The sequence below is a fragment of the Methylobacterium sp. CM6246 genome (assembly GCF_054818005.1).
On the sequence record NZ_JBTXKY010000001.1, the window covers coordinates 796,888 to 817,910 of the forward strand.

Sequence of the window (21,023 nt, forward strand, 5' to 3'; positions counted from 1 at the left end):
TGATGGGACATCGGTCCCTTGCCCCGCCGACCTATGCCGTTGCGCGCCTCGCGCAAGCCCGGATCCCTGCATCCGTTGACCGGCTCCGGCGCAGATATGCTACTGGGCCGCAACCGTGCCGCGGCTCTCCCCGATCAGCCGCCGAGCCTCTGACCCAGCCGGACCCATGACCAGCACCGCCCCCCAGCCCGTCGAGCGCTACAACGCCAAGGATGCCGAGCCGCGCTGGCAGGCCGCCTGGGCCGAGCAACGCCTGTTCGAGACCGACAATTCTGACGGGCGCCCGAAATACTACGTGCTGGAGATGTTCCCGTACCCGTCGGGGCGCATCCACATGGGCCACGTGCGCAACTACGCGATGGGCGACGTGGTCGCCCGGTACAAGCGCGCCCGGGGCTTCAACGTGCTCCACCCGATGGGCTGGGACGCGTTCGGCCTGCCGGCCGAGAACGCCGCCATGGAGCGCAAGGTCAACCCGCGGGACTGGACCTACGCCAACATCGCGTCGATGCGCGACCAGCTGAAGGCCATGGGCCTGTCGCTCGACTGGAGCCGGGAGATCGCCACCTGCGACCCCGATTACTACAAGCACCAGCAGCGGATGTTCCTCGACTTCCTGGACAAGGGCCTGGTGACCCGGCGCACCGCCAAGGTGAACTGGGACCCGGTGGACCACACCGTGCTGGCCAACGAGCAGGTGATCGACGGGCGCGGCTGGCGCTCCGGCGCCCTGGTCGAGCAGCGCGAGCTGACCCAGTGGTTCTTCAAGATCACCGACTTCGCCGAGGATCTGCTCACAGCCCTCGACGGGCTGGACCGCTGGCCGGAAAAAGTCCGGCTGATGCAGAAGAACTGGATTGGCCGCTCCGAGGGACTGGAAGTCCGGTTCGCCCTTACCCAGCCTCCGGCCGGTGCTGCCGAGTCGGTGACGGTCTACACCACCCGGCCCGACACCCTGTTCGGCGCCCGGTTCCTGGCGATCGCGGCCGACCATCCCCTGGCGGCAGCAGTTGCCGCGAACAACCCGGATCTCCAGGCCTTCATCGAAGAATGCCGGCGCACCGGCACCGCCCAGGCGGCGATCGACACCGCTGAAAAACTCGGCTTCGACACCGGCCTGACCGTCCGACACCCCCTCGACCCGGCCTGGACGCTGCCGGTCTACGTCGCGAACTTCGTGCTGATGGACTACGGCACCGGAGCGGTGTTCGGCTGCCCGGCGCACGACCAGCGCGACCTCGACTTTTCCAACAAGTACGGGCTCGGCAACGTCCCGGTGGTCTGCCCCGAGGGGCAGGACCCGGAGGCGTTCCTGATCACCACCACCGCCTATGTCGAGGACGGGCGGATGATCCATTCGCGCTTCCTCGACGGCATGACCACCGGGGAGGCCTTCGAGGCGGTGGCGCGCCGGCTGGAGCGGGAGGGCGTGGCCAAGCGCAAGGTCCAGTTCCGCCTGCGCGACTGGGGCGTCTCGCGCCAGCGCTACTGGGGCTGCCCGATCCCGATCATCCACTGCGAGTCCTGCGGCCCGGTGCCGGTGCCGGTCTCCGACCTGCCGGTGAAGCTGCCCGAGGAGGTCTCGTTCGACCAGCCCGGCAACCCGCTGGAGCGCGACCAGGCCTGGCGGACGGTACCGTGCCCGCAATGCGGCGCACCGGCCCGGCGCGAGACCGACACGATGGACACGTTCGTCGATTCGTCCTGGTACTACGCGCGCTTCACCGCGCCCTGGCTCACCGACGCCCCCACCGACCGCGCCACGGTCGATCGCTGGCTGGCGGTGGACCAGTATATCGGCGGTATCGAGCACGCGATCCTGCACCTGCTCTACGCCCGGTTCTTCATGCGGGCGATGCGCGAGACCGGCTGGGCCGGCGTCTCCGAGCCGTTTGCCGGGTTGTTCACCCAGGGCATGGTCGTCCACGAGACCTACAAGGACGCGGCCGGCGCCTGGGTGCCGCCGGCCGAGATCCGCTTCTCCACCGAGGAGGGCGAGCGCCGCGCGTTTCACGTGAAAACTCAGGCGCCGATCGCGATCGGTTCGATCGAGAAGATGTCGAAGTCCAAGAAGAACGTGGTCGATCCGGACGACATCATCGCGAGCTACGGGGCCGATACGGCGCGCTGGTTCGTCCTCTCCGATTCGCCGCCCGAGCGCGACGTGATCTGGAGCGAGGAGGGCGTGCAGGGCGCTGCCCGGTTCGTCCAGAAGGTCTGGCGGCTGACCCATGCCGCGCTGGCCGCGAGCGGGGATGGCGCCGCCGACCTCACCCTGCGTAAGGCCGCCCACCGGGCGCTCGCCGCCGTGCAGGACGATATCGAGCGCCTGCGGTTCAACCGCTGCGTCGCCCACATCTACACCCTGGCCAACGCCCTCGAGGACGGGCTGCGCGGGCCGGTCTCGCGCGCGGTGGCGACGGAGGCGGCGGGCATCCTGGTGCAGCTCATCGCCCCGATGATGCCGCACCTCGCCGAGGAATGCTGGACCGCGCTCGGCCGCCCCGGCCTCGCCGCCCAGGCCCCCTGGCCGGAGGCCGAGGCGGGGCTCCTGGTCGAGGACGAGATCACCCTGCCGGTCCAGATCAACGGCAAGAAGCGCGCGGACGTGACCGTGCCGCGCGACGCCGACGCCAAGGCTGTCGAAGCCGCGACCCTGGCCCTGGAGACGGTCCAGAAGATCCTGGAGGGCAAGCCGCCGCGCAAGGTGATCGTCGTGCCGGGGCGGATCGTCAATCTGGTGGTGTAACGAGGGCGGGGCTGCCGATCCCGCGCACCGGCCTGCGAGGTCCGGCGATCGAGGATCGCTGGGCCTCGCAGGAGGGCTCCAGGGATCGCGCGAACACACCGATCGAAGCGCCTGACATGGCGGCACGGGCCGACCCGCTGCTTGCAGCGTCGCCGCGCGGCCCGGCCTTGCGCGCCCGCGTGGCGACCTGATGCGCGGGAAGCGCGACACGTTCTCGCTGGACGCCCGCGTCGATATCGCCAGCGCGGCTCACCCTGCGCTGCGAATCGCGCTGATCGAGGCGGCATGATGCACTCGGCTTGGATCAGGGTGCCGCCAGCCCGGGATCCTGCCCGCCGGCCGCGAGGCTGCGTGCGATCATCCCGTCCGCCTTCGCCTGGGCGAGGAAGTCGGCCAGATACGCCGCCCCCGCGTCCCGGCCCACCGGCAGACCCATCGCCTGCGGGATCTCCATGAAGTGCCCCGGCAGCAGCCGCACCTCCGGGTGCGCGGCCGCGTAGGCGGCGAGCGGCTGGTGGACCCCGGCGGCCACGTCGAGCCCGTCCCGGGCGAAGGCCGTGACCGCCTCCGCCGAGGTCGGCGCCCGCACCAGGGTCGCGTGGCGCAGCGTACGGGTCAGGAACAGGTCGTAGGCGCTGCCATGCCCCACCGAGATCCGGATCCCGTCGCGGTCGACGTCGGGTAGGCTCCGGATCGGCGCGTCGGCCGGGACGAGGTAGCTGCCGGCGATCAGCACGTAGGGGGCCGTGAAGGCGATGCCTTCGGCGCGCTTCGGGTCGATCGCCAGGAAGCAGATGTCCCAGGTCCCGGACCCGGCCGAGCCCGAGACGGCCCCCGCGCCGGGAAACGTCACGAACGCCACCGGCACGCCGAGCCGCTGCGCCAGCGCCCGGGCGAGATCCACCGACACGCCGGCCGGGCCGTCCGCCCCGGACCGGGCGAGCACCGGATTGCCGAGATTGATCGCCGCCCGGAGGGTGCCGGTAGGGGCGAGGTCGTGCCGGGCCGCAGGGGAGGGGGGCATCGGGACCGTCTCCGCGCCGGCGGGGCTGGCGGTCAGCAGGGCGCACAGGAGGGCCGCGATCCGCATGGGTGTCTCCAGCGCCGTGTCGCCGCTTGCGCCGGAGGCCGGCGGGACGGGACCGCTCAGCGCGGGCTCCGCTCCGTGCCGGCGGCGGCCGCCCGCTTGCGTCCGCGGGCCAGCATGTTGAGGCCTTCGACGCCGGCCGAGAACGCCATGGCGGTGTAGATATAACCCTTCGGCACGTGCGCCCCAAAGCCTTCCGCGATCAGCGTCATGCCGATCATGATCAGGAAGCCCAAAGCCAGCATCACCACGGTGGGGTTGCGGGCGATGAACGCCGAGAGCGGCTCGGCCGCGACCAGCATGACGATCACCGCCACGACCACGGCCACCATCATCACCGGCACGTGCTCGGTCATGCCCACCGCGGTGATGATCGAGTCGATCGAGAACACGAGGTCGAGGAGCAGGATCTGGCCGATCGCCGCGCCGAACCCGATCGTGCCGCCGGATTTCCCGGTGTCGGCCGGGTCGTCGGGGTCGACGCTGTGATGGATTTCCTTGGTGGCCTTCCAGAGCAGGAACAGGCCGCCGCCGATCAGGATCAGGTCACGCCAGGAGAAGTCCTGTCCGAGCACCGAGAAGACCGGCTCGGTCAGGTGCACGATGAACGCGACCGTGCCCAGCAGACCGAGCCGCAGGATCAAGGCCAGGCCGATGCCGATCCGCCGCGCCCGCGTCTGCTGGTCGGCCGGCAGCTTGTTGGTCAGGATCGAGATGAAGATCAGGTTGTCGACGCCGAGCACCACCTCCATCACGATGAGGGTCGCCAGGGCGACCCAGATCGCGGGCTGGCTCGCAAGCTGGATCAGGTCGGTCACGGGTCGTGCGTCTCGCTGGTCGGGAAGAGGCGGCTGCCGAGGGCGGCCAGATCGAACGGACCGGCACTGTCCGCCGGATCGGGAGCGTACACCCGGAGGATCTTCGGGAAGACCTTGAAGTGGGCGGGCGTATGCGTGGTCAGCTCGCCGTCAGTATTCACCGGCCGGGGCTTGCGCGTCGCGATCTTGATCTCCCGGGTCTGGAAGGCGCGCACGTCGGCCGCGCGTCCATGGGTGCCCCGGCGCAGGGCCGGCAGCAGCGCGATCAGCCGCCACCAATGGGCGACTTCCAGGCTGTAGAAATCGAGCTTGCCGTCATCGACCGTGGCGGCCTCCTCCACGGTCATACCGCCGCCGTAATGGCGCCCGTTGCCGACCGAGACCTGGATGGTCGTCACCCGCTCGACCGTGCCGTCGTGCTCGATCGTCACCGTAAACGGCCGCACCCGGCGCAGCACCCGGATGGCCGCCACCGCGTAGCCGAGCACACCCCAGGTCTTCTTCGATTCGGCCGTGAGTTCGCCCGCGAGCTCGGCCGAGAAGCCGATGCTGGCGACGTTGAAGTAGTAGTGGCCGTTGACCCAGCCGAGATCGACCGGCCGCGTCGCGGCATTCGGGATGAACCGCGCCGCGGCGATCGGATCCAGCGGCAGGTCCAGGGAGCGGGCGAGGTCGTTGGCGGTGCCCAGCGGCAGGATAGCGAGGGGCAGCCCGCTCTCCACCAGGGCGGGTGCGGCCATGTTCATGGTGCCGTCGCCGCCGCCCAGGATCACGAGGTCGACATCCTTGGCGTGCGCCCGGATCACTTCTCGGCAATCGGCGTCCGGCGGCGGCTCCACCGGCTCGATGCCGCCCGCCCGCAGGATGCTCCGCACCTCGTCGAGGTCGAGGCCGCCGTTGCGCGCCTTCGCGTTGCAGATCAGCAGCGCCCGGCGTTGGTCGGCACTCATCACGGGCTCCGATGCATCTGCGAGGTCACCGCGGTCTCGTGTCGGGACACAGGAACCTCGATGCTCAGGGCGGCGAAAGGGGGGATGACAGCCCGAAACGCGCGACAGCCAAGATTGTCCCCGACTTGGTGGTGAAAAGATCGAGCGCAACCCCGTCATCCACGCAATCCCGGGCTGGTGTGGGCCCGGCACATCGTCAGAGTCACGGGTGCGCCCGGGGAAACCGTGGAACCGCTTCGGCATGCGGGCGCGTTCTCCCCACGTACGCTCCGGCCGCCAGGAAGGCACCGATGCCCGCCACCATTCCCACCCGCTCTGCCCTCGCCCTCGGCGTGATCCTGCCGCTGGCCCTCGTCGGCGGCGCCTCGGCCCAGCAGCAGGGGGCGGGGTCCCAGAGTTCCTGGGTCGATCCGCCGGCCCGCAGCGCGCCGTCCGCGGCAGCCAAGTCGAATCCGGCCGACCAGGCGAAGCGGGCCGTCCCGGAGACGGAGCCGGTCCGGCAGGCTGCCAAGCCGGAGCCCGCCGACGACGGCCTGCCCAAGAGCGCCACGACCAAGAGCGCCACGACCAAGAGCGCCGCAACCGGGAGCGCCGCGACCCAGGACGCCGTGACCCGGGCCGCGGGCCCGAAGCGGGCGGCCGCCCTGGAGCGTCCGCACGCCCGCCAGGCCTCGCCGCGGCATGCTGCGCATCCGCGCCGGCTCGCCGACACGCCGGCGGCCGTGGCGCCGGCTTCGGCCGCCTCGGGGCAGCGGGCCGCCGTGGCCCGGGCCCTGGCGGCGAACTACCTCGCCACCGTCTCCAGCTCGGGCGACACGATGGTCGGCGCCGCACCGCATTTCTACGGGTCGCGGGTGCGCTTCTACGGGCACCCGGTCACCCTGGCGGGGCTGGTCGCCGAGAAGCGCAGCTTCGTGCAGCGCTGGCCCGAGCGGCGCTACGAGCCGCGGACCATCCGCACTGCCTGCGACGCTGAGACCTGCACGATCCGCACGATCGTGGATTTCCGCACTGCGAACCCGGATCGCGGCGCCGTCTCCACCGGGGCGGCCGAGCTGGTCCTGGAGGTGAGCTTCGCGGGCACGCGCCCGGTGATCGTCGGCGAGTCCGGACGGGTCCTGCACCGGAGCGTCCAGGCCGGCACCCTGGCCCCCTCGCCCGGCAAGGCGTAAAGCGGCTTCCGTGCGGCGCGCGGTGATGCCGGGATCGGGTTTATGACGTCTTCAACGGTGGTGGCGGAACAGGAATCGAGGCCGGCGCGTCCGGCGCTCGACGATCCGGAGCGCGCCGCCCTCCGCGAGGCGATCCAGGCGGCGATCGCCCGGGCGCGCCCGCGCCCGGTGGCGGTGCGGACCCTCGGGCTCATGGCCGAGGCCGCGATCGTGCGCGGAGACGCGGGCTACCGGGTGCTCGACCGGCACGGCGTCGTGCGCACGCGGCCCGGCACCGGCGAGCCGCTGACGCTCGCCGACTTCGTGGCGGAGCTCCAGGCGCGGCATCCGGCCCTGTTCCTGCCGCCGGAGGTGGCACCGGAGCCCGAGGCCGAGCCCGAAGATCCGAAGGATTCCCCGATCCTGACCGGCGCCTACGAGATGAAGGCCGCGACCGCGCGCTTCGTCGAGACCCAGTCCGAGCGGGCCCGGTCGCTCGCCGAGCGCTCCTCCGTCCAGGGACGGGCGCTGGCGCAGACCGCGGCCGGCCGCTTCGCCACCCTGCGGACGGGCCTGCAGGCCCGGCTCACCCGCCGTTCCGACGTCGCGGCGTCCGGCGCGGATCCGGTCACGGCGTGGAACGACGGCCCGGGCCGGCTCGGCGAGTCGGTGCGTGACAGCCTGCCCCGTCTGCGCGAACGGCTCGGTCTCGCCGGCGGCGACGAGGGCAGCCGCCGGCATCGGCGCTGGCTCGCGGGCGCGAGCGCGGCCGCCCTGGTGGCGGTGGTCGCTGCGGGCCTCGTCCTGGCCGGCCGCGAGCCCGAAGCCACGCGCTCCACGACCACCTCGCCCCAGACCGGCGACGCGCCCGCGAGTGTCCAGACCGCCGCACCGCAAGCGGGATCGCAAGCCGGATCTCAAGCCACTGGGCCGTCGGCGGCGTCTCCCGCGGCCCCCGATACGGTCACGCCCCCGCCCGAGACCGGCGGCGATCCGGAGCCCGATACGCCGCCGCCCGCGGCCAACGCCATCACCGGACCGGCCCAGGTGATCGACACCGCGACCCTGAAGGTCGCCGGCAAGGTCGTGCGCCTGTTCGGCGTCGAGTGGGTGCGCGGCGGCCAGGCCGACGAGCTGACCCGCTACATCGGCGGCCGCCCGGTGACCTGCCAGCCGGCGCCGGGCAGCGACACGATGAACTGCCTGGTGAACGGGCGGGACCTCTCGGAGGTGGTGCTGTTCAACGGCGGCGGCCGCGCCTCCCCGGAGGCCAGCCCCGAACTGGTCGCCGCCGAGGACCACGCGCGCACCGAGCGGCTCGGCGTCTGGAAGCGCTGAGCGGGGATCGCAGCATGGCGGGCGAGATCTTCGGGCGCACCGCGGACGGTCAAATCGTCACCCGGCACCGACTGGCCCGGGGGAGCCTGCGCGTCCACGTCATCGATTTCGGCGCGGTGATCACGGCGATCGAGGTGCCCGACCGCGTGGGCCGCAGCGCCAACGTCGTCCTCGGGCTCGACACGCTCGCGGGCTACGAGACCGTGAGCCCGAGCTTCGGCGCGGTGGTCGGGCGCTACGCCAACCGCATCGCCGGCGGGCGCTTCAACCTCGACGGCCGCACCTATCGGCTGCCGGTGAACGAGGGACCCAACACCCTGCACGGCGGCGACCGGAATTTCGGCACACGCCTCTGGCAGGCGGAGGCGGCGGACGCCACCAGCCTCACCCTGGCCCGCCGCTCCCCGGACGGCGAGGAGGGGTTCCCCGGCAACCTCGACGTCCGCGTGCGCTACAGCCTGCCGGAGGACGGGCTGCTGCACATCGCCTACGAGGCCCTGACCGACCGGCCCACGGTCCTGAACCTCACCAACCACAGCTACTTCAACCTGGCCGGGGAGGGGACGGGCAGCGTGCTCGACCACGTCGTCCAGATCGAGGCCGACGCGTTCACGCCCACGGATGCGACGCAGGTCCCCACCGGCACGGTCCAGCCGGTCGCCGGCACCCCGTTCGATTTCCGGACACCGCACCGGTTGGGCGCGCGCATCCGCGAGGGCGACCCGCAACTCGCCTACGCCAAGGGCTACGACCACACCTTCGTGCTGCGCGGCCCCGCCGGGACCCTGCGCCCGGCCGCCGCCTGCATCGATCCGGGCAGCGGCCGGCGGCTCGACGTGGCGACCACGCAGCCGGCCCTGCAGCTCTACACCGGCAACAACCTGGACGGCACGCTGATCGGCCCCTCCGGCCGGATCTACCGCTCCGGGGACGGCGTCTGCTTCGAGACGCAGGGCTTTCCGGACGCCCCGAACCAGCCGGACTTCCCGTCCGCGACCCTGCGCCCGGGTGAGGTCTTTCGGGCGGCCACCACGTTCCGGTTCTCGGTGGCGTGAGGCGCCACGCCTTCGAGACACCGGTCTCCGCAGGCGATCGATGATCAGCCCCTTCCCCTGCCCAATGGTGGGTTCCCGTGACCGGGGCCCGCATCCGAACTGCGACCCGCCGAGAGCCGCCAGCCCAGCGCCGCTGTCAGAGACGCGGCCACGATGATCCAAAGGGCGACGGGCAGGGCGCCGTCGAAGCTGGCCAGTGCCGTAAGCAACGCGCCGAAGATGGCGACACCCAAGGCCGCGCCCGTTTGCCGGGCCGATTGCAGGGTCGCGGCCGCGACGCCCGCATGATGCGCCGCCACGGTACCGAGGGCTCGCCCTCGGCGGCCGCCACCGCTTTCAGGGACGCGTCCCGGGCCCGGAGCCGGTCCCCACGGTGCAATCGGGACCGGCGCTCGAGCCTTGATTCGACGCGCTCGGCCGAACCGCGAGACCCTCAGCCCGCCGCCTCCTCCAACAGGATCTCGCGCTTGCCGGCGTGGTTGGCCGGACCGACGATGCCCTCGGTCTCCATCCGCTCCATCAGGGAGGCGGCGCGGTTGTAGCCGATCTGGAGCCGGCGCTGGATGTAGCTGGTCGAGGCCTTCTGGTCGCGCAGAACCACCTGCACGGCCTGGTCGTAGAGGTCGCCGCCGGTCTCGCCGAACGAGCCCTGGTCGAACACGGCGCCGTCGAGTTCCAGCTCGGCCGCGCCGGCCTTGCCCTTGGTCCCCTTCTCGGGGGCGCCGTCCTCGTCGTCGGCCGTGACGGCGTCGAGGTAGCTCGGGCGGCCCTGGCGCTTGAGGTGGGCGACCACGCTCTCGACCTCGCTGTCCGAGCAGAACGGCCCGTGCACCCGGGTCGTGCGCCCGCCGCCGGCCATGAACAGCATGTCGCCCTGGCCGAGCAGCTGCTCGGCGCCCATCTCGCCCAGGATCGTGCGGCTGTCGATCTTGCTGGTGACCTGGAAGGAGATCCGGGTCGGGAAGTTCGCCTTGATCGTGCCCGTGATCACGTCCACCGACGGGCGCTGCGTCGCCATGATCAGGTGGATGCCGGCCGCGCGCGCCATCTGGGCGAGCCGCTGGATCGCCCCCTCGATGTCCTTGCCCGCCACCATCATCAGGTCGGCCATCTCGTCGACCACGATCACGATGTAGGGGAGGGGGGCGAGGTCCATGGCCTCGTCCTCGTAGATCGCCTCGCCGGTCTGCCGGTCGAAGCCGGTCTGGACGGTCCGGGTCAACACCTCGCCGCGGGCGGCGGCCTCCGAGACGCGGGCGTTGTAGCCGTCGATGTTGCGGACCGCGATCTTGGACATCTTCTTGTAGCGCTCCTCCATCTCGCGCACGGCCCATTTGAGGGCGATCACCGCCTTCTTGGGGTCGGTCACGACCGGGGAGAGCAGGTGCGGGATGCCGTCGTAGACCGACAGCTCCAGCATCTTGGGATCGACCATGATCAGCCGGCACTCCTCCGGCTTCAGCCGGTAGAGCAGCGACAGGATCATGGTGTTGATCGCCACCGACTTGCCCGAGCCGGTGGTGCCGGCCACCAGCAGGTGCGGCATCCGGGCGAGGTCGGCGATGATCGGCTCGCCGCCGATGTTCTTGCCGAGGCACAAAGCCAGCTTGTGCTTGCTCTCGGCGAAGTCCGTGGAGGCCAGAAGCTCGCGCAGGAACACCGTCTCGCGCTTGGCGTTCGGCAGTTCGATGCCGATGGCGTTGCGGCCGGGGACGACCGCCACCCGGGCCGAGACCGCCGACATCGAGCGGGCGATGTCGTCGGCGAGCGCGATCACGCGGCTGGACTTGGTGCCGGGTGCGGGCTCCAGCTCGTAGAGCGTGACGACCGGGCCGGGGCGCACCGCCAGGATGTCGCCGCGCACGCCGAAATCGCCGAGCGTCGCCTCGAGCAGGGTCGCGTTCTGCTCCAGGGCGTCGGCCGAGACCTGGCTTGCCGGGGAGGGGCCGCGCGGGGCCGCCAGCAGATCGAGGGCCGGCAGGGCGTAATCCTCGGGCCGGACCTGCGGCGCGGGCGCCCGGCGGGCCGGCACCGGCGCGGCGGCCGGCGCCGCGACCCGCGAGGCGGTCGGCTCCGGACGGGCGGCGGCCGGCCGCGGCGGGGCCTCCTCGTACGCGTCCGGCTCGTCCTCTTCCGGGGGCAGCGGGACCGGTGCCCGGCGGGCGGTCGCCCCCGCAGGAGCCGACGCGTCCCGGCTCGGATCCTGACCGTCGAACGGGGCCTCGAAAACCGGCTCGCGCCGCGCCTGGCCCGGCTGGGCGGCCTCCGGCAGGTGCTCGGCCCAGGGCAGGTCCGCATCCGTGAAGGCGCGCCGCGCCGCGAGCGCCGGGGAGGCGCTGTCGAACGGCTCGACCCGGCCGGTCCGCCACGCCTCGATCCGCCGCGCCAGGGCGACGCGCATCCGCATCAGGCCCTGGGCGAGGGCGCCGATGCCCACGAGGCCGAGGCTCGGCTCGTCGGCATCCTCGCGCTCGTCGCGACCCCGCACGGACGGATGCCGGGCGGGATAGGGCTCGTCGTGGAAGGACTCCTCCTCGGCGGCCCCGAACCGGCAGGCGCCGGTCAGGCTGAGGATCGCCACCGCGGCGTAGACGAAGCCGACGAGGTGGGCCGCCGCCGACGACACCGCCCCGACGATCACCCGGGCCATGGACAGCAGGCCGTCTCCGGCGACGCCGCCGAGCCCGGTGGGCAGGGGCCAGCGCGCGGTGGGCGGCAGGGCGCTCGCCACCGCGCTCGCGGCGCAGAAGCCGATGATCCAGAGCGCCAGGCGCATGCCGCCCTGGGGCAGGTCGCGCTCGCGCATCAGCCGGACGCCCCAGAGCACGGGCGGCAGCACGAACGCGAGGGCACCCAGACCGAGGATCTGCATGGCGAGGTCGGCCACGACGGCGCCCGGCTGGCCGAGCACGTTGTGGGCCGGGTGGTCGGTGGCGTGGTTGAGGCTCGGGTCGTCGATCGACCACGTGGCGAGCGCCACGGTGAGCGCGACCGCGCCGGTGAACAGGACGAGCCCTCCGAGCTCCGTCAGGCGCTTGCCCAAGAAGGGGCGAACGCTGTCGACGTAAGTGTCGTAGGGCGACGCGGGACGGCGAAGCGAGCGCATGCGGGACCGGACGCGAACGGGGACTCTGACCCGAAGGCTAGTCATGCCGGCCTTAACGACCTGCTAAGGTTGAGGAAGCCTGACCCCCCGTACCCGGGCCCGCGCGGGATCCGGAGCGGGCGTGTCCGGGCCTGGGGTGGTGCAAAAACCGCCCCGCTATGGCACAGAAACCGCCATGAACATCGACGGTCAGCCCTATCGCACGATCTTCCCGGACCCGGACGGCGTCAGCGTCCAGGTGATCGACCAGACACGCCTGCCCTTCGCGTTCGAGCTGAGGCGCCTCGCCACGCTGGACGACGCGGCGGTGGCGATCCGCACCATGATCGTGCGCGGCGCGCCGCTGATCGGCGTCACCGCGGCCTACGGGCTGGCGCTCGCCATGCGGGCGGATCCGTCGATGGACGGGATCGACCGGGCGGTGGCGACGCTCGCCGCGACGCGCCCGACGGCGATCAACCTGCGCTGGGCGCTCGACCGGGTCGCCGGCAACCTGCGGCAGATCCAGCCGGCCGAGCGCTTCGCCCACGCCTTCGCGGAAGCCGGCCGCGTCGCCGAGGAGGATGTCGCCAGCTGCCGCTCGATCGGCGCCCATGGCGGCCAGATCATCGCCGACCTGCACAAGGCGAACGGCGGGCGGCCGGTCACGGTGCTGACCCATTGCAACGCCGGCTGGCTCGCCACGGTGGATTGGGGCACCGCGCTGGCGCCGATCTACGCCGCCCACGAGCGGGGCGTGCCGGTGCACGTGCTGGTGGACGAAACCCGGCCGCGCAGCCAGGGCGCGGCGCTCACCGCCTTCGAGCTGAACGGCCACGGCGTGCCCCACACGGTGATCGCCGACAATGCCGGCGGCCACCTGATGCAGCATGGCGGCGTCGACCTGTGCATCGTCGGCTCGGACCGCACCACGGCGTCGGGCGACGTCTGCAACAAGATCGGCACTTACCTGAAGGCGCTGGCCGCCCACGACAACCGCGTGCCGTTCTACGCCGCCCTGCCGTTCTCGACGATCGACTGGACGCTCCACGACGGCGTCAAGGAGATCCCGATCGAGGAGCGCGACGGCCGCGAGGTCACCCACATGACCGGCCGCCTGGCCGAGGGCGGCTTCGCCACGATCGAGGTGGTCTCCCCGGGCAGCCCCGTGGCCAACCCGGCCTTCGACGTGACCCCGGCCCGCCTCGTGACCGGGATCATCACCGAGCGCGGCATCTGCGCGGCGAGCGAAGAGGGGCTGTGCGGGCTCTACCCGGAGCGCCGGAAGGCGGCGTGAGCCGCCTCAGCGCACGCCGGGCCGGCCGGATTCGGCGAGCTGCTGCGCCCGTGCGTTCTGACGCTCGAACATCCAACCCGGGTATTCGGGCGGCAGGACGCTCACCGCGTCGAGGGCATCGAGTTCCGCGTCGGTGAGGCTCAGCCGCGTGGCCGCGATGTTGTCCTCGAGTTGGTCGAGGCGCTTGGCGCCGACGATGACGCTGGTCACCGCCCGGCGGTGCAGCAGCCAGGCGAGCGCCACCTGAGCCACCGAGACGCCGCGGCTCTCCGCCACCGGGCGCATCGCGGCGATGCAGGCTTCGCCGCGCGGGCCGTCGACCGGCGGAAAGTCGAAGCTCGCCCGCCGACCCTCCCCGGAACCGCCGGAATACTTGCCGCTGAGCAGGCCGCCGGCGAGGGGGCTCCAGACCAGGAGTCCGAGACCCTCGGACCGCAGCATCGGGACGATGTCCCGTTCGAGGTCGCGCCCGGCGATCGAGTAATACGCCTGCAGGGTCTCGAACCGCGCGAGGTTGGCCCGCTCGGCGATGCCCTGCGCCTTGACGATCTGCCACGCCGCCCAGTTCGAGACCCCGACGTAACGCACGTGGCCGTGCTGCACGAGGATGTCGAGGGCCCGCATCGTCTCCTCCATCGGCGTCGCCGGGTCGAAGCCGTGGATCTGGTAGAGGTCGATGTGGTCGAGCTTGAGCCGCTTCAGGCTCGCCTTGCAGGCGTCGATCAGGTGCAAGCGCGAGGCGCCCCGCGCGTTGGCGCCTGGACCCATCGGCCCGTAGCCCTTGGTGGCGACGACGACGCTGTCACGCGGGACCTTGAGATCGCGCAAGGCCTGTCCGGTGATCTCCTCGGAGAGCCCCTCGGCGTAGACATCCGCCGTGTCGATGAAGTTGATGCCGGCGTCGATCGCCCGCCCGACGAGCCGCCCCGCCTCGGCTTGGTCGAGGGCGCCGATCTGGCGCCACATCCCGGCTCCGCCTCCGAAGGTCATCGTCCCGAGGCAGAGTTCCGAAACGAACAGCCCCGTGTTGCCGAGCTTCTTCTGGTACATGTATCCGGTATCCCGTCCGTCTCCGTCGCGACAACGCACGGGGACCGGAACCGCTGCGCCTCACGGCTCCCAGCGATGGAACACCGCGCTGTCGAACGAAAAAACCGGCTCGCCGCGCTGGTTCACCCCGGTGTTGCGCGCAAACGCCAGGCCCCAGCCGGGGCGGGACGCGGAGGCGCGCTTGTCGGTGAGCTTCGTGCTGAACCGGACCGTGTCGCCGGCGTAGACCGGCTTGAGCCAGCGCAGGTTCTTGAAGCCCGGGGAGGGGCCCGATTCCGGAACTGGGCCGCGGCTCGCCGTGTAGGCGGCGTCCCGGGCGCGGGTGGTGAGCAGCCGGTTCATGTAGGCTGAGGCGGTGTGCCAGCCGGAGGCGCAGAGACCGCCGAAATGGCTGCGCTTGGCGGCCGCGTGGTCGAGGTGGAACGCCTGCGGGTCGTAGGCCTCGGCGAAGGCCACGATCGCGGCGGCGCTGAACGGGTAGGCCCCGAGGTCGCGGACCAAGCCGATTTCGGCGTCCCGCAGGAACGGCAGGATCTCGGCATCCTCCGGCTCCTCGACCGGGCCCGGCTCGCCGATCTCGACGGGGCGGGGCGGCAGGGGATCGGTGCCGCGGCGGGCCAGCATGAAGGTGAAGCGCTGGGTCAGCACCGTCTCGCCGCGCGGGTTGCCCAACGCGACCTCCGCGGTGACGAAGCCGAGCCCCGGCTTCGAGGCCGAGTCCCGCATCCCCACGACCCGGAAGGTCAGCGTCAGCGCATCGCCGGGCAGGACCGGCGCCAGCCAGCGCAACTCGTCGATCCCGGGCGCGCCCAACGACGAGCCGCCCTGGAACGGACCCCGCTGCAGCAGCCGCATGCCGAGCGCGGCCGTGTGCCAGCCCGACGCGATCAGACGGCCCACGAAGGTCGGCTCCGCCGCCGCCTCGTCGAGGTGGAATGGCTGGAAGTCGAACGCCCGCGCGAACCCCACGATGGCGTCGCGGGTGACCGTCAGGGGCTCGCCGGCGATGACGTCGCCGACGGAAAAATCCTCGACCGCGGGGTCCGGCATGGCAGCCTCGTCCAGTGCGTCAGGGGAGGGGGGCTCAGTTGGCGAAGCGGAAATGCAGCACGTCGCCGTCCTGCACCACGTACTCCTTGCCCTCGAGTCGCAGCTTGCCGGCGTCCCGGGCACCGGATTCGCCGCCCAGCGTGGTGTAGTCCTTGAACGCGATGGTCTCGGCGCGGATGAAGCCCTTCTCGAAATCCGAGTGGATCACCCCGGCGGCGCCGGGCGCGCGGGTGCCCTTGGTGATCGTCCAGGCACGGGCCTCCTTGGGGCCGACCGTGAAGTAGGTCACGAGGCCCAGGAGGTCGTAGCCGGCGCGGATCACCCGGTTGAGGCCGGGCTCGGTCAGACCCACGGCCTCCAGGAACTCGGCCTGGTCGCCCTCCGGCATCACGGCGATCTCGCTCTCGATCTTGGCCGAGACCACCACCGCGATGGCACCCTCGGCCTTGGCGCGGGCGAAGACCGAATCCGAGTAGGCGTTGCCCTTGTCGGCATCACCCTCGTCGACGTTGCAGACGTAGAGCACCGGCTTGGCGGTCATGAGGCCCAGGGACTGGAACAGCTTCTCCTCGTCCGGCTTGCGCTCGACCAGCCGCGCCGGCTTGCCCTCGCGCAGCAGCGGCAGGGCGCGGTTGACGAGATCGAGGCTCTCCTTGGCCTCCTTGTCGGCACCCTTGGCCTTCTTCTCCAGGGCGATGGCCCGGCGCTCCAGGCTGTCGAGGTCGGCCAGCATCAGCTCGGTCTCGATGGTTTCGATGTCGGCGGCCGGATCGACCTTGCCCTCGACATGGGTGACGTCGCCGTCGGTGAAGCAGCGGACCACGTGCGCGATGGCGTCGACCTCACGGATGTTGGCCAGGAACTGGTTGCCCAGGCCCTCGCCCTTGGAGGCGCCGCGCACCAGCCCGGCGATGTCCACGAAGGTCAGCCGCGTCGGGATTTTCTCTTTCGAACTCGCGATCCGGACGAGGTCGTCCAGGCGCGGATCCGGCACCGCCACCTCGCCGACATTCGGCTCGATGGTGCAGAACGGATAGTTCGCCGCCTGCGCGGCCGCCGTCTGCGTCAGCGCGTTGAACAGGGTCGACTTGCCGACGTTCGGCAGGCCGACGATGCCGCATTTGAAGCCCATGGACTCAGTTCCGTTGAAGCACGTCGCCGGGCGACGCGCGGAAAGGGTTGATGAGGGTCAGGCCCTCGAACACGGTGCCGTGTGCCATATCCTCGGTCAGGAAGTATCGGCATCCGGCGAGCTGGGCCGCGGCTACCAGGAGGCAATCGAACCACTGATAGCCCAGCTTGTCCCGCACCGCCCAGGCGACCTCGAGTTCCTCCTCGTCCAAGGGCTTGTCGCCCCAGACCTTAAGCGCCTCGATCTCCTGCTGGATGTCGGCGAGGGGACGCCTCGGCTCGTTCCTCAGGATCCAGCGTGTCAACTCGTTGAGGACCTGCATGTTGATGCGCGCGGCGCCCTGTGCGCCGAGGCTTCGCACCCATTCCTGGGCGGTCGCCTTTTTGTCGCTCTGCTTGGCGTCGCGCCCATAAATCAGCACGTTGGTATCGACGAAGACCTGGTCAGTCATCGTACAGCTGGTCGCGTGTCGGGGCGCGTCCGTTCTCGTCGGTCAGGTTCATTGGGGGGCCGGCCAGGAACCGCTCGATCGCTTCGAGCTGCGTCAGCGGCCGGCCGACGCGCTGCTCGACGGCCTCGGCGACGAACCGCGACAGGCTCTTGCCGTCGCGCGCGGCGGCGACACGCGCCCGCTGCAGCAGGGCCTCGCTCATCGTCACGGTGACGTTCTTCATCGCAGCCTCCGCCGGCTATATCGTGTCCTCGTGTTTCCGTGTCAATTTTTCGCGCCCAGCGTCTTCACCGTGTCCCAGCCTCGGCCGGCCATGGCGAGGTGGACCTTGTTCTGGAAGCTCGCATCCTCGCCCACCGCCAGCAGGGCGACGTGGTCGGCGACCGCGTGACAGAGATCCTCGACCCAGGGCAGCTCGGCCTTGCCGAAATCGTTGAGCACGTAGGCGTGCACCTGTGCCTTGTCGCCGGGATGGCCGATGCCGAGCCGCACCCGGCGGTAGTCGTTGCCACATTGGGCGGTGATCGAGCGCAGGCCGTTATGGCCGGCATTGCCGCCGCCCAGCTTCACCCGGAGCTTGGCCGGGGCGAGGTCGAGTTCGTCGTGCAGCACGATCACGTCGCTCAAGGGGATCTTGTAGAAGCGCTGCGCCTCCGAGACCGAGCGCCCGGACTCGTTCATGAAGGTCGAGGGCTTGAGCAGGATCGCCCGCTCGGTGCCCAGCACGACCTCGGCAGCCTCGCCCTGGAAGCGGTGCCGGAACGGGCTCGCCCGGTGCTGGCGGGCGATCGCGTCGATGGCCAGGAAACCGATATTGTGCCGGTTGTTCGCGTAGCGCGAACCCGGGTTTCCGAGGCCGACGATCAACCGCATGGCAGAGTTCCTGGCGCGATCCGGTTCATGCCCGTTCACCGGGCATCCTTTTCGCGGCGGTCTGTGGCACGCTTCCCCGCGCGACGCATCCCCGCGCCGGCCGCGAGACCCGCACCGCCGCGCCTGCCGTTCCGGCCTCACCGGATCCTGCATCGGGCCTTCGGAGCCGCACGGTCGCCGACCTTGCGCCGACCGTGCGCCACCGCACGGCATCGGTCGAACCGCCGGCAGAGTATCGCGGTTGAGAGGTCACATTCGGCCAAGCAAAGCCCGAGCGATCAAGACCGCCGCACCGACGATCTTCCTCACCCGACACGGTTGACCGGATCACTTCCCGTCGCAGTCAGACGCAGACACGAGGAGATCGCCATGAATAGTCGCATGCTCGCCGCCGCCGCCCTGTTCGCCGCCGCGGCCACGCCGGCCCTGGCGCAGGGGCTGGACTCGAAGCATTCGCCATACCCGGCCTCGGCCTATTCGGGCTGGGTCGGGAATGCCGGCGTCCTGCAGCAGGATCGGACCCCGTCCGCGCGGGCCTCCGCCTATCGCTATGCCGGCCCGCATGCCGGCGGCCCGGCCAACGCCCTGCCGCGGTACTGACGCCGGGGGGCGCCGCCCGTCAGCGTACCGGGACGGCCCGCTCGTCCCGCACGCCGATGCCGGCTTCCGGCCCCACGCCATCGATCGCCCGCAACTCGCCCGGCCGCAGGGTCCCGCTCAGGAGATCGACCTGGCTCACGAGGCGGGCGAGCGACTGCCCCCGGTCGAGGACCGGCCGCTCGGGCAGCGGCCGGTCCTCACCGAGCGCCGCCAAGGTGGCGGCGATCCAGGCCCGCCAGGCCTCCGCCTCGGGGGCGCCGGCCTCGGGCGCGTGGCGCAGTACCGACAGCCGGGCGCTGATCCGGCGCAGGGTCGCGTCCGCCACCATGGCGGCCTCCACCTCCGGGTGGCTCCCCGCCCGGGGCTGTTGCAGGGCCCGCGACAGGGCGGCTTCCAGGTCGTTGAGGGCGAGGCCGGCCGTGCGGGCCCGGGCCAGCACGACGGCATCGCGCGCCTCGCCGGGGACGGCGAGCAGCACCGCCTCGGCGAAGCCGGCATGGGCCTTGAGCGCCCGCCGCAACTCCTGTCGGACCTGGTCCGGCTCCCAGATCGGCCAGAGCAGGAGACAGCTCGCCACTGCGATCAGCCCGCCCAGCACGGTGAAGCCGGCGCGCATGCCGACGATCTCCCAGGAGCTGTGGCCGGGCTCCAGCAACTCGACCAGCAGCACCACCAGCGGGGTCAGACAGGTGACGAAGAAGCCGTAGGAGATCTGGCGCGCGGCGAACCCGACGACGCTGAGCACGAGGATCAGCCCGGCCTCCACCAGCGGGGTCGTGGCGTAGTAGGCCAGCACCGCGCCCGCGAGGCCGCCCAGCACGGTGCCGCCGATCCGCTCCAGTGCCCGCTGCCATGTCGCGGCGTAGAACGGCTGCATGGTCAGCACCACGGTCATCACCAGCCAATGCGTGAACGCGCCGGCATAGGTCAGGGTCGCGGCCAGCGCAGGCGCCGCGACCGCGGTGGCCCGCAGGGCGTGCCGGAGGTTCGGCGAGGCCGGGGTGAAGTTCTGCCGCAGCGGCTCCCAATAGCGGGTCCAGCGGTCGAGGCTGCGGCCGTCCGTGAGGGTGCCGCCGGGCCGATAGCCCTCCGGGGTCGAGAGCTTGGCGCCCATGCGGACGCGCCCGACGATCCGGTCGGCCAGCCGCGCCAGGGTCGGATCCTCCGACAGGTCCTCGGCCGCCCGGGCGATGGAGCGCTCCAGCCGGGCGAGATCGAGGCTGGCATCGTCGCGGATCGCCCGGGCGATGGTGACCAGGAGCGGGCGCAGGCGCCGCAGGAAGGTCTTGGCCAGGGTCCGGCGGCGGGCATCGGGCCGGCTGTCGATCAGCTCCGAAACGGCGATCAGGGCGGAAAAAATCTGCTCGGCGCTCTCAAGGCGCAGGAGCGCCTGGGCGGTGCGCTCGGAGACGCGCTCCCGGGATCGGGCGAGGTCGAGGATCATGGTGCGGGCGGCCTCGATGCTCGCGCGCACGCCCCGCCGGTGGCCGCGCGCATGCCCGTCGAACGCGTCCGCGTCGGGAGCGGGCAGGGCGACGAGCCGCTCGAGGTCGCCGCAGAGCCGCGCCAGGCCGTGCCAGACCTCGGCCACCGCCCGGTGCGCCGGCCGGTACGGGTGCAGGCGCCAGATCACCAGGGCGAGCAGCGTCGCCCAGAGCCCGCCGGCCGCGAACATCAGCGCCACGATCCCGGCCTGCTCCAGGGTCAGCGGCCGGTCGAGCGCGATGCACAGCACCACCACCAGCACGTTCCCGGCCGATTGCGCCTGCACGCTCCAGACCCGGACGTAGGAGCACGCGAAGATCAGCGCACAGGAGACCGGCACCACCACCAGCAGCCCCAGGGGCTGCAGCAGGCCGAGGCCCGCCCAGAGCAGGCCGCCGAGCAGCGAGAACGCGGTCAGCACGCGCAGGCGCACCCGCATCGGGCCGCCATTGTCGCAGAAGCACGCGAGGTTGGCGGCCAGCGCCATGGTCAGCAGCGGCGGCCATTGCACCCAGATGTTGATCAGGATCACGACGCCGAACGCGAAGGCCGCACGCACGCCTTCGACCAGCCGCACGTTGCGCAGATCCAGGCCCGTGGGCAGGCGCCGCAGATCCGCCCCGGGCCGGCCGAGGCTGCCCCGGCCCTCAGCCCGGCGGCGCGGAGCCGGCCTGGGCGCCCCTTTCGGCGCCGGGTTGGGCGCCGGGTTGGGCGACGATGCGGGGGGACTCGGGGGCGACAAGCTCGGACTCCTGTGCGGGCGCTCCTGCGGGCGCTGGGCCCCGGCATGAACCGCGCCCCGACCTGTCCGGATCCACCCCGGGCCGCAACCCTGCCTTGCCGCGCCGGGGC

The 21,023-nt window shown here is 71.8% G+C and carries 17 protein-coding genes; 6 read left to right on the forward strand and 11 right to left on the reverse strand.

The features are described from left to right. Positions 1–166: 166 nt before the first annotated feature. Complete coding sequence (gene leuS / locus ACYQPG_RS03970; protein ID WP_461230301.1) at positions 167–2,749, forward strand: leucine--tRNA ligase; 2,583 nt, start codon at positions 167–169, stop codon at positions 2,747–2,749. A gap of 304 nt (positions 2,750–3,053) precedes the next feature. On the opposite strand, the gene ACYQPG_RS03975 is transcribed toward leuS, so the two are convergent. The 3 genes from ACYQPG_RS03975 to ACYQPG_RS03985 are packed head-to-tail and all read right to left on the reverse strand — an operon-like array spanning position 3,054 to position 5,604. Further along, positions 3,054–3,839: an ABC transporter substrate-binding protein gene (locus ACYQPG_RS03975; RefSeq protein WP_461230302.1), complete on the reverse strand. Its 786-nt coding sequence runs from the start codon at positions 3,837–3,839 to the stop codon at positions 3,054–3,056. 56 nt (positions 3,840–3,895) lie between these two features. Continuing rightward, complete coding sequence (locus tag ACYQPG_RS03980; RefSeq protein ID WP_147910973.1) at positions 3,896–4,654, reverse strand: TerC family protein; 759 nt, start codon at positions 4,652–4,654, stop codon at positions 3,896–3,898. Continuing rightward, entirely contained in the window at positions 4,651–5,604 is a 954-nt protein-coding gene (locus tag ACYQPG_RS03985) for a lipid kinase (RefSeq protein ID WP_147910974.1), read from the reverse strand. The genes ACYQPG_RS03980 and ACYQPG_RS03985 overlap by 4 nt, the downstream gene beginning before the upstream one ends. 290 nt (positions 5,605–5,894) lie before the next feature. Here ACYQPG_RS03985 and ACYQPG_RS03990 point away from each other — a divergent pair, with 290 nt between their 5' ends. Genes ACYQPG_RS03990 through ACYQPG_RS04000 form a run of 3 tightly spaced genes read left to right on the forward strand, consistent with a single transcriptional unit; the run spans position 5,895 to position 9,148 of the window. Beyond that, on the forward strand, positions 5,895–6,776 hold the full coding sequence (locus tag ACYQPG_RS03990) for a hypothetical protein (RefSeq protein ID WP_461230303.1): 882 nt from the start codon (positions 5,895–5,897) through the stop codon (positions 6,774–6,776). A gap of 42 nt (positions 6,777–6,818) precedes the next feature. Further along, the gene (locus ACYQPG_RS03995; protein ID WP_461230304.1) at positions 6,819–8,093 is read left to right on the forward strand and encodes a thermonuclease family protein; all 1,275 of its coding nucleotides are present in this window, start codon (positions 6,819–6,821) and stop codon (positions 8,091–8,093) included. A gap of 14 nt (positions 8,094–8,107) precedes the next feature. Beyond that, complete coding sequence (locus tag ACYQPG_RS04000; RefSeq protein ID WP_147941678.1) at positions 8,108–9,148, forward strand: aldose epimerase family protein; 1,041 nt, start codon at positions 8,108–8,110, stop codon at positions 9,146–9,148. A 433-nt stretch (positions 9,149–9,581) separates the two neighbouring features. Here ACYQPG_RS04000 and ACYQPG_RS04005 read toward each other — a convergent pair whose 3' ends face one another. Continuing rightward, on the reverse strand, positions 9,582–12,254 hold the full coding sequence (locus ACYQPG_RS04005; protein ID WP_419828739.1) for a DNA translocase FtsK: 2,673 nt from the start codon (positions 12,252–12,254) through the stop codon (positions 9,582–9,584). Between the two features lie 175 nt (positions 12,255–12,429). On the opposite strand from ACYQPG_RS04005, the gene mtnA reads away from it, so the two are divergent. After that, complete coding sequence (gene mtnA / locus ACYQPG_RS04010; protein WP_147907935.1) at positions 12,430–13,530, forward strand: S-methyl-5-thioribose-1-phosphate isomerase; 1,101 nt, start codon at positions 12,430–12,432, stop codon at positions 13,528–13,530. Positions 13,531–13,536: 6 nt separating this feature from the next. On the opposite strand, the gene ACYQPG_RS04015 is transcribed toward mtnA, so the two are convergent. The 6 genes from ACYQPG_RS04015 to pth are packed head-to-tail and all read right to left on the reverse strand — an operon-like array spanning position 13,537 to position 18,086. Further along, complete coding sequence (locus ACYQPG_RS04015) at positions 13,537–14,580, reverse strand: aldo/keto reductase (protein ID WP_419828740.1); 1,044 nt, start codon at positions 14,578–14,580, stop codon at positions 13,537–13,539. Between the two features lie 60 nt (positions 14,581–14,640). Then, positions 14,641–15,630: a MaoC/PaaZ C-terminal domain-containing protein gene (locus ACYQPG_RS04020; protein WP_147907933.1), complete on the reverse strand. Its 990-nt coding sequence runs from the start codon at positions 15,628–15,630 to the stop codon at positions 14,641–14,643. A gap of 34 nt (positions 15,631–15,664) precedes the next feature. Further along, positions 15,665–16,762 carry a redox-regulated ATPase YchF gene (gene ychF / locus ACYQPG_RS04025; protein WP_147907932.1) on the reverse strand — a complete coding sequence of 366 codons (1,098 nt, stop codon included), beginning with the start codon at positions 16,760–16,762 and terminating at the stop codon, positions 15,665–15,667. Between the two features lie 4 nt (positions 16,763–16,766). Further along, the gene (locus ACYQPG_RS04030) at positions 16,767–17,213 is read right to left on the reverse strand and encodes a PIN domain-containing protein (protein WP_147941308.1); all 447 of its coding nucleotides are present in this window, start codon (positions 17,211–17,213) and stop codon (positions 16,767–16,769) included. Further along, a complete protein-coding gene (locus ACYQPG_RS04035) occupies positions 17,206–17,436 on the reverse strand; it encodes a hypothetical protein (RefSeq protein WP_147907930.1) in 231 nt (76 codons plus the stop codon). Before ACYQPG_RS04035 ends, ACYQPG_RS04030 begins: the two co-directional genes overlap by 8 nt. Before the next feature lie 41 nt (positions 17,437–17,477). Further along, the gene (gene pth / locus ACYQPG_RS04040) at positions 17,478–18,086 is read right to left on the reverse strand and encodes an aminoacyl-tRNA hydrolase (protein WP_419828741.1); all 609 of its coding nucleotides are present in this window, start codon (positions 18,084–18,086) and stop codon (positions 17,478–17,480) included. Between the two features lie 369 nt (positions 18,087–18,455). Here pth and ACYQPG_RS04045 point away from each other — a divergent pair, with 369 nt between their 5' ends. Continuing rightward, positions 18,456–18,686, forward strand: a complete 231-nt coding sequence (locus ACYQPG_RS04045; protein WP_461230305.1) for a hypothetical protein — start codon at positions 18,456–18,458, stop codon at positions 18,684–18,686. Positions 18,687–18,705: 19 nt separating this feature from the next. On the opposite strand, the gene ACYQPG_RS04050 is transcribed toward ACYQPG_RS04045, so the two are convergent. Further along, positions 18,706–20,913, reverse strand: coding sequence for an FUSC family protein (locus ACYQPG_RS04050; protein WP_461230306.1), 2,208 nt, complete (start codon positions 20,911–20,913; stop codon positions 18,706–18,708). Positions 20,914–21,023: the final 110 nt, after the last annotated feature.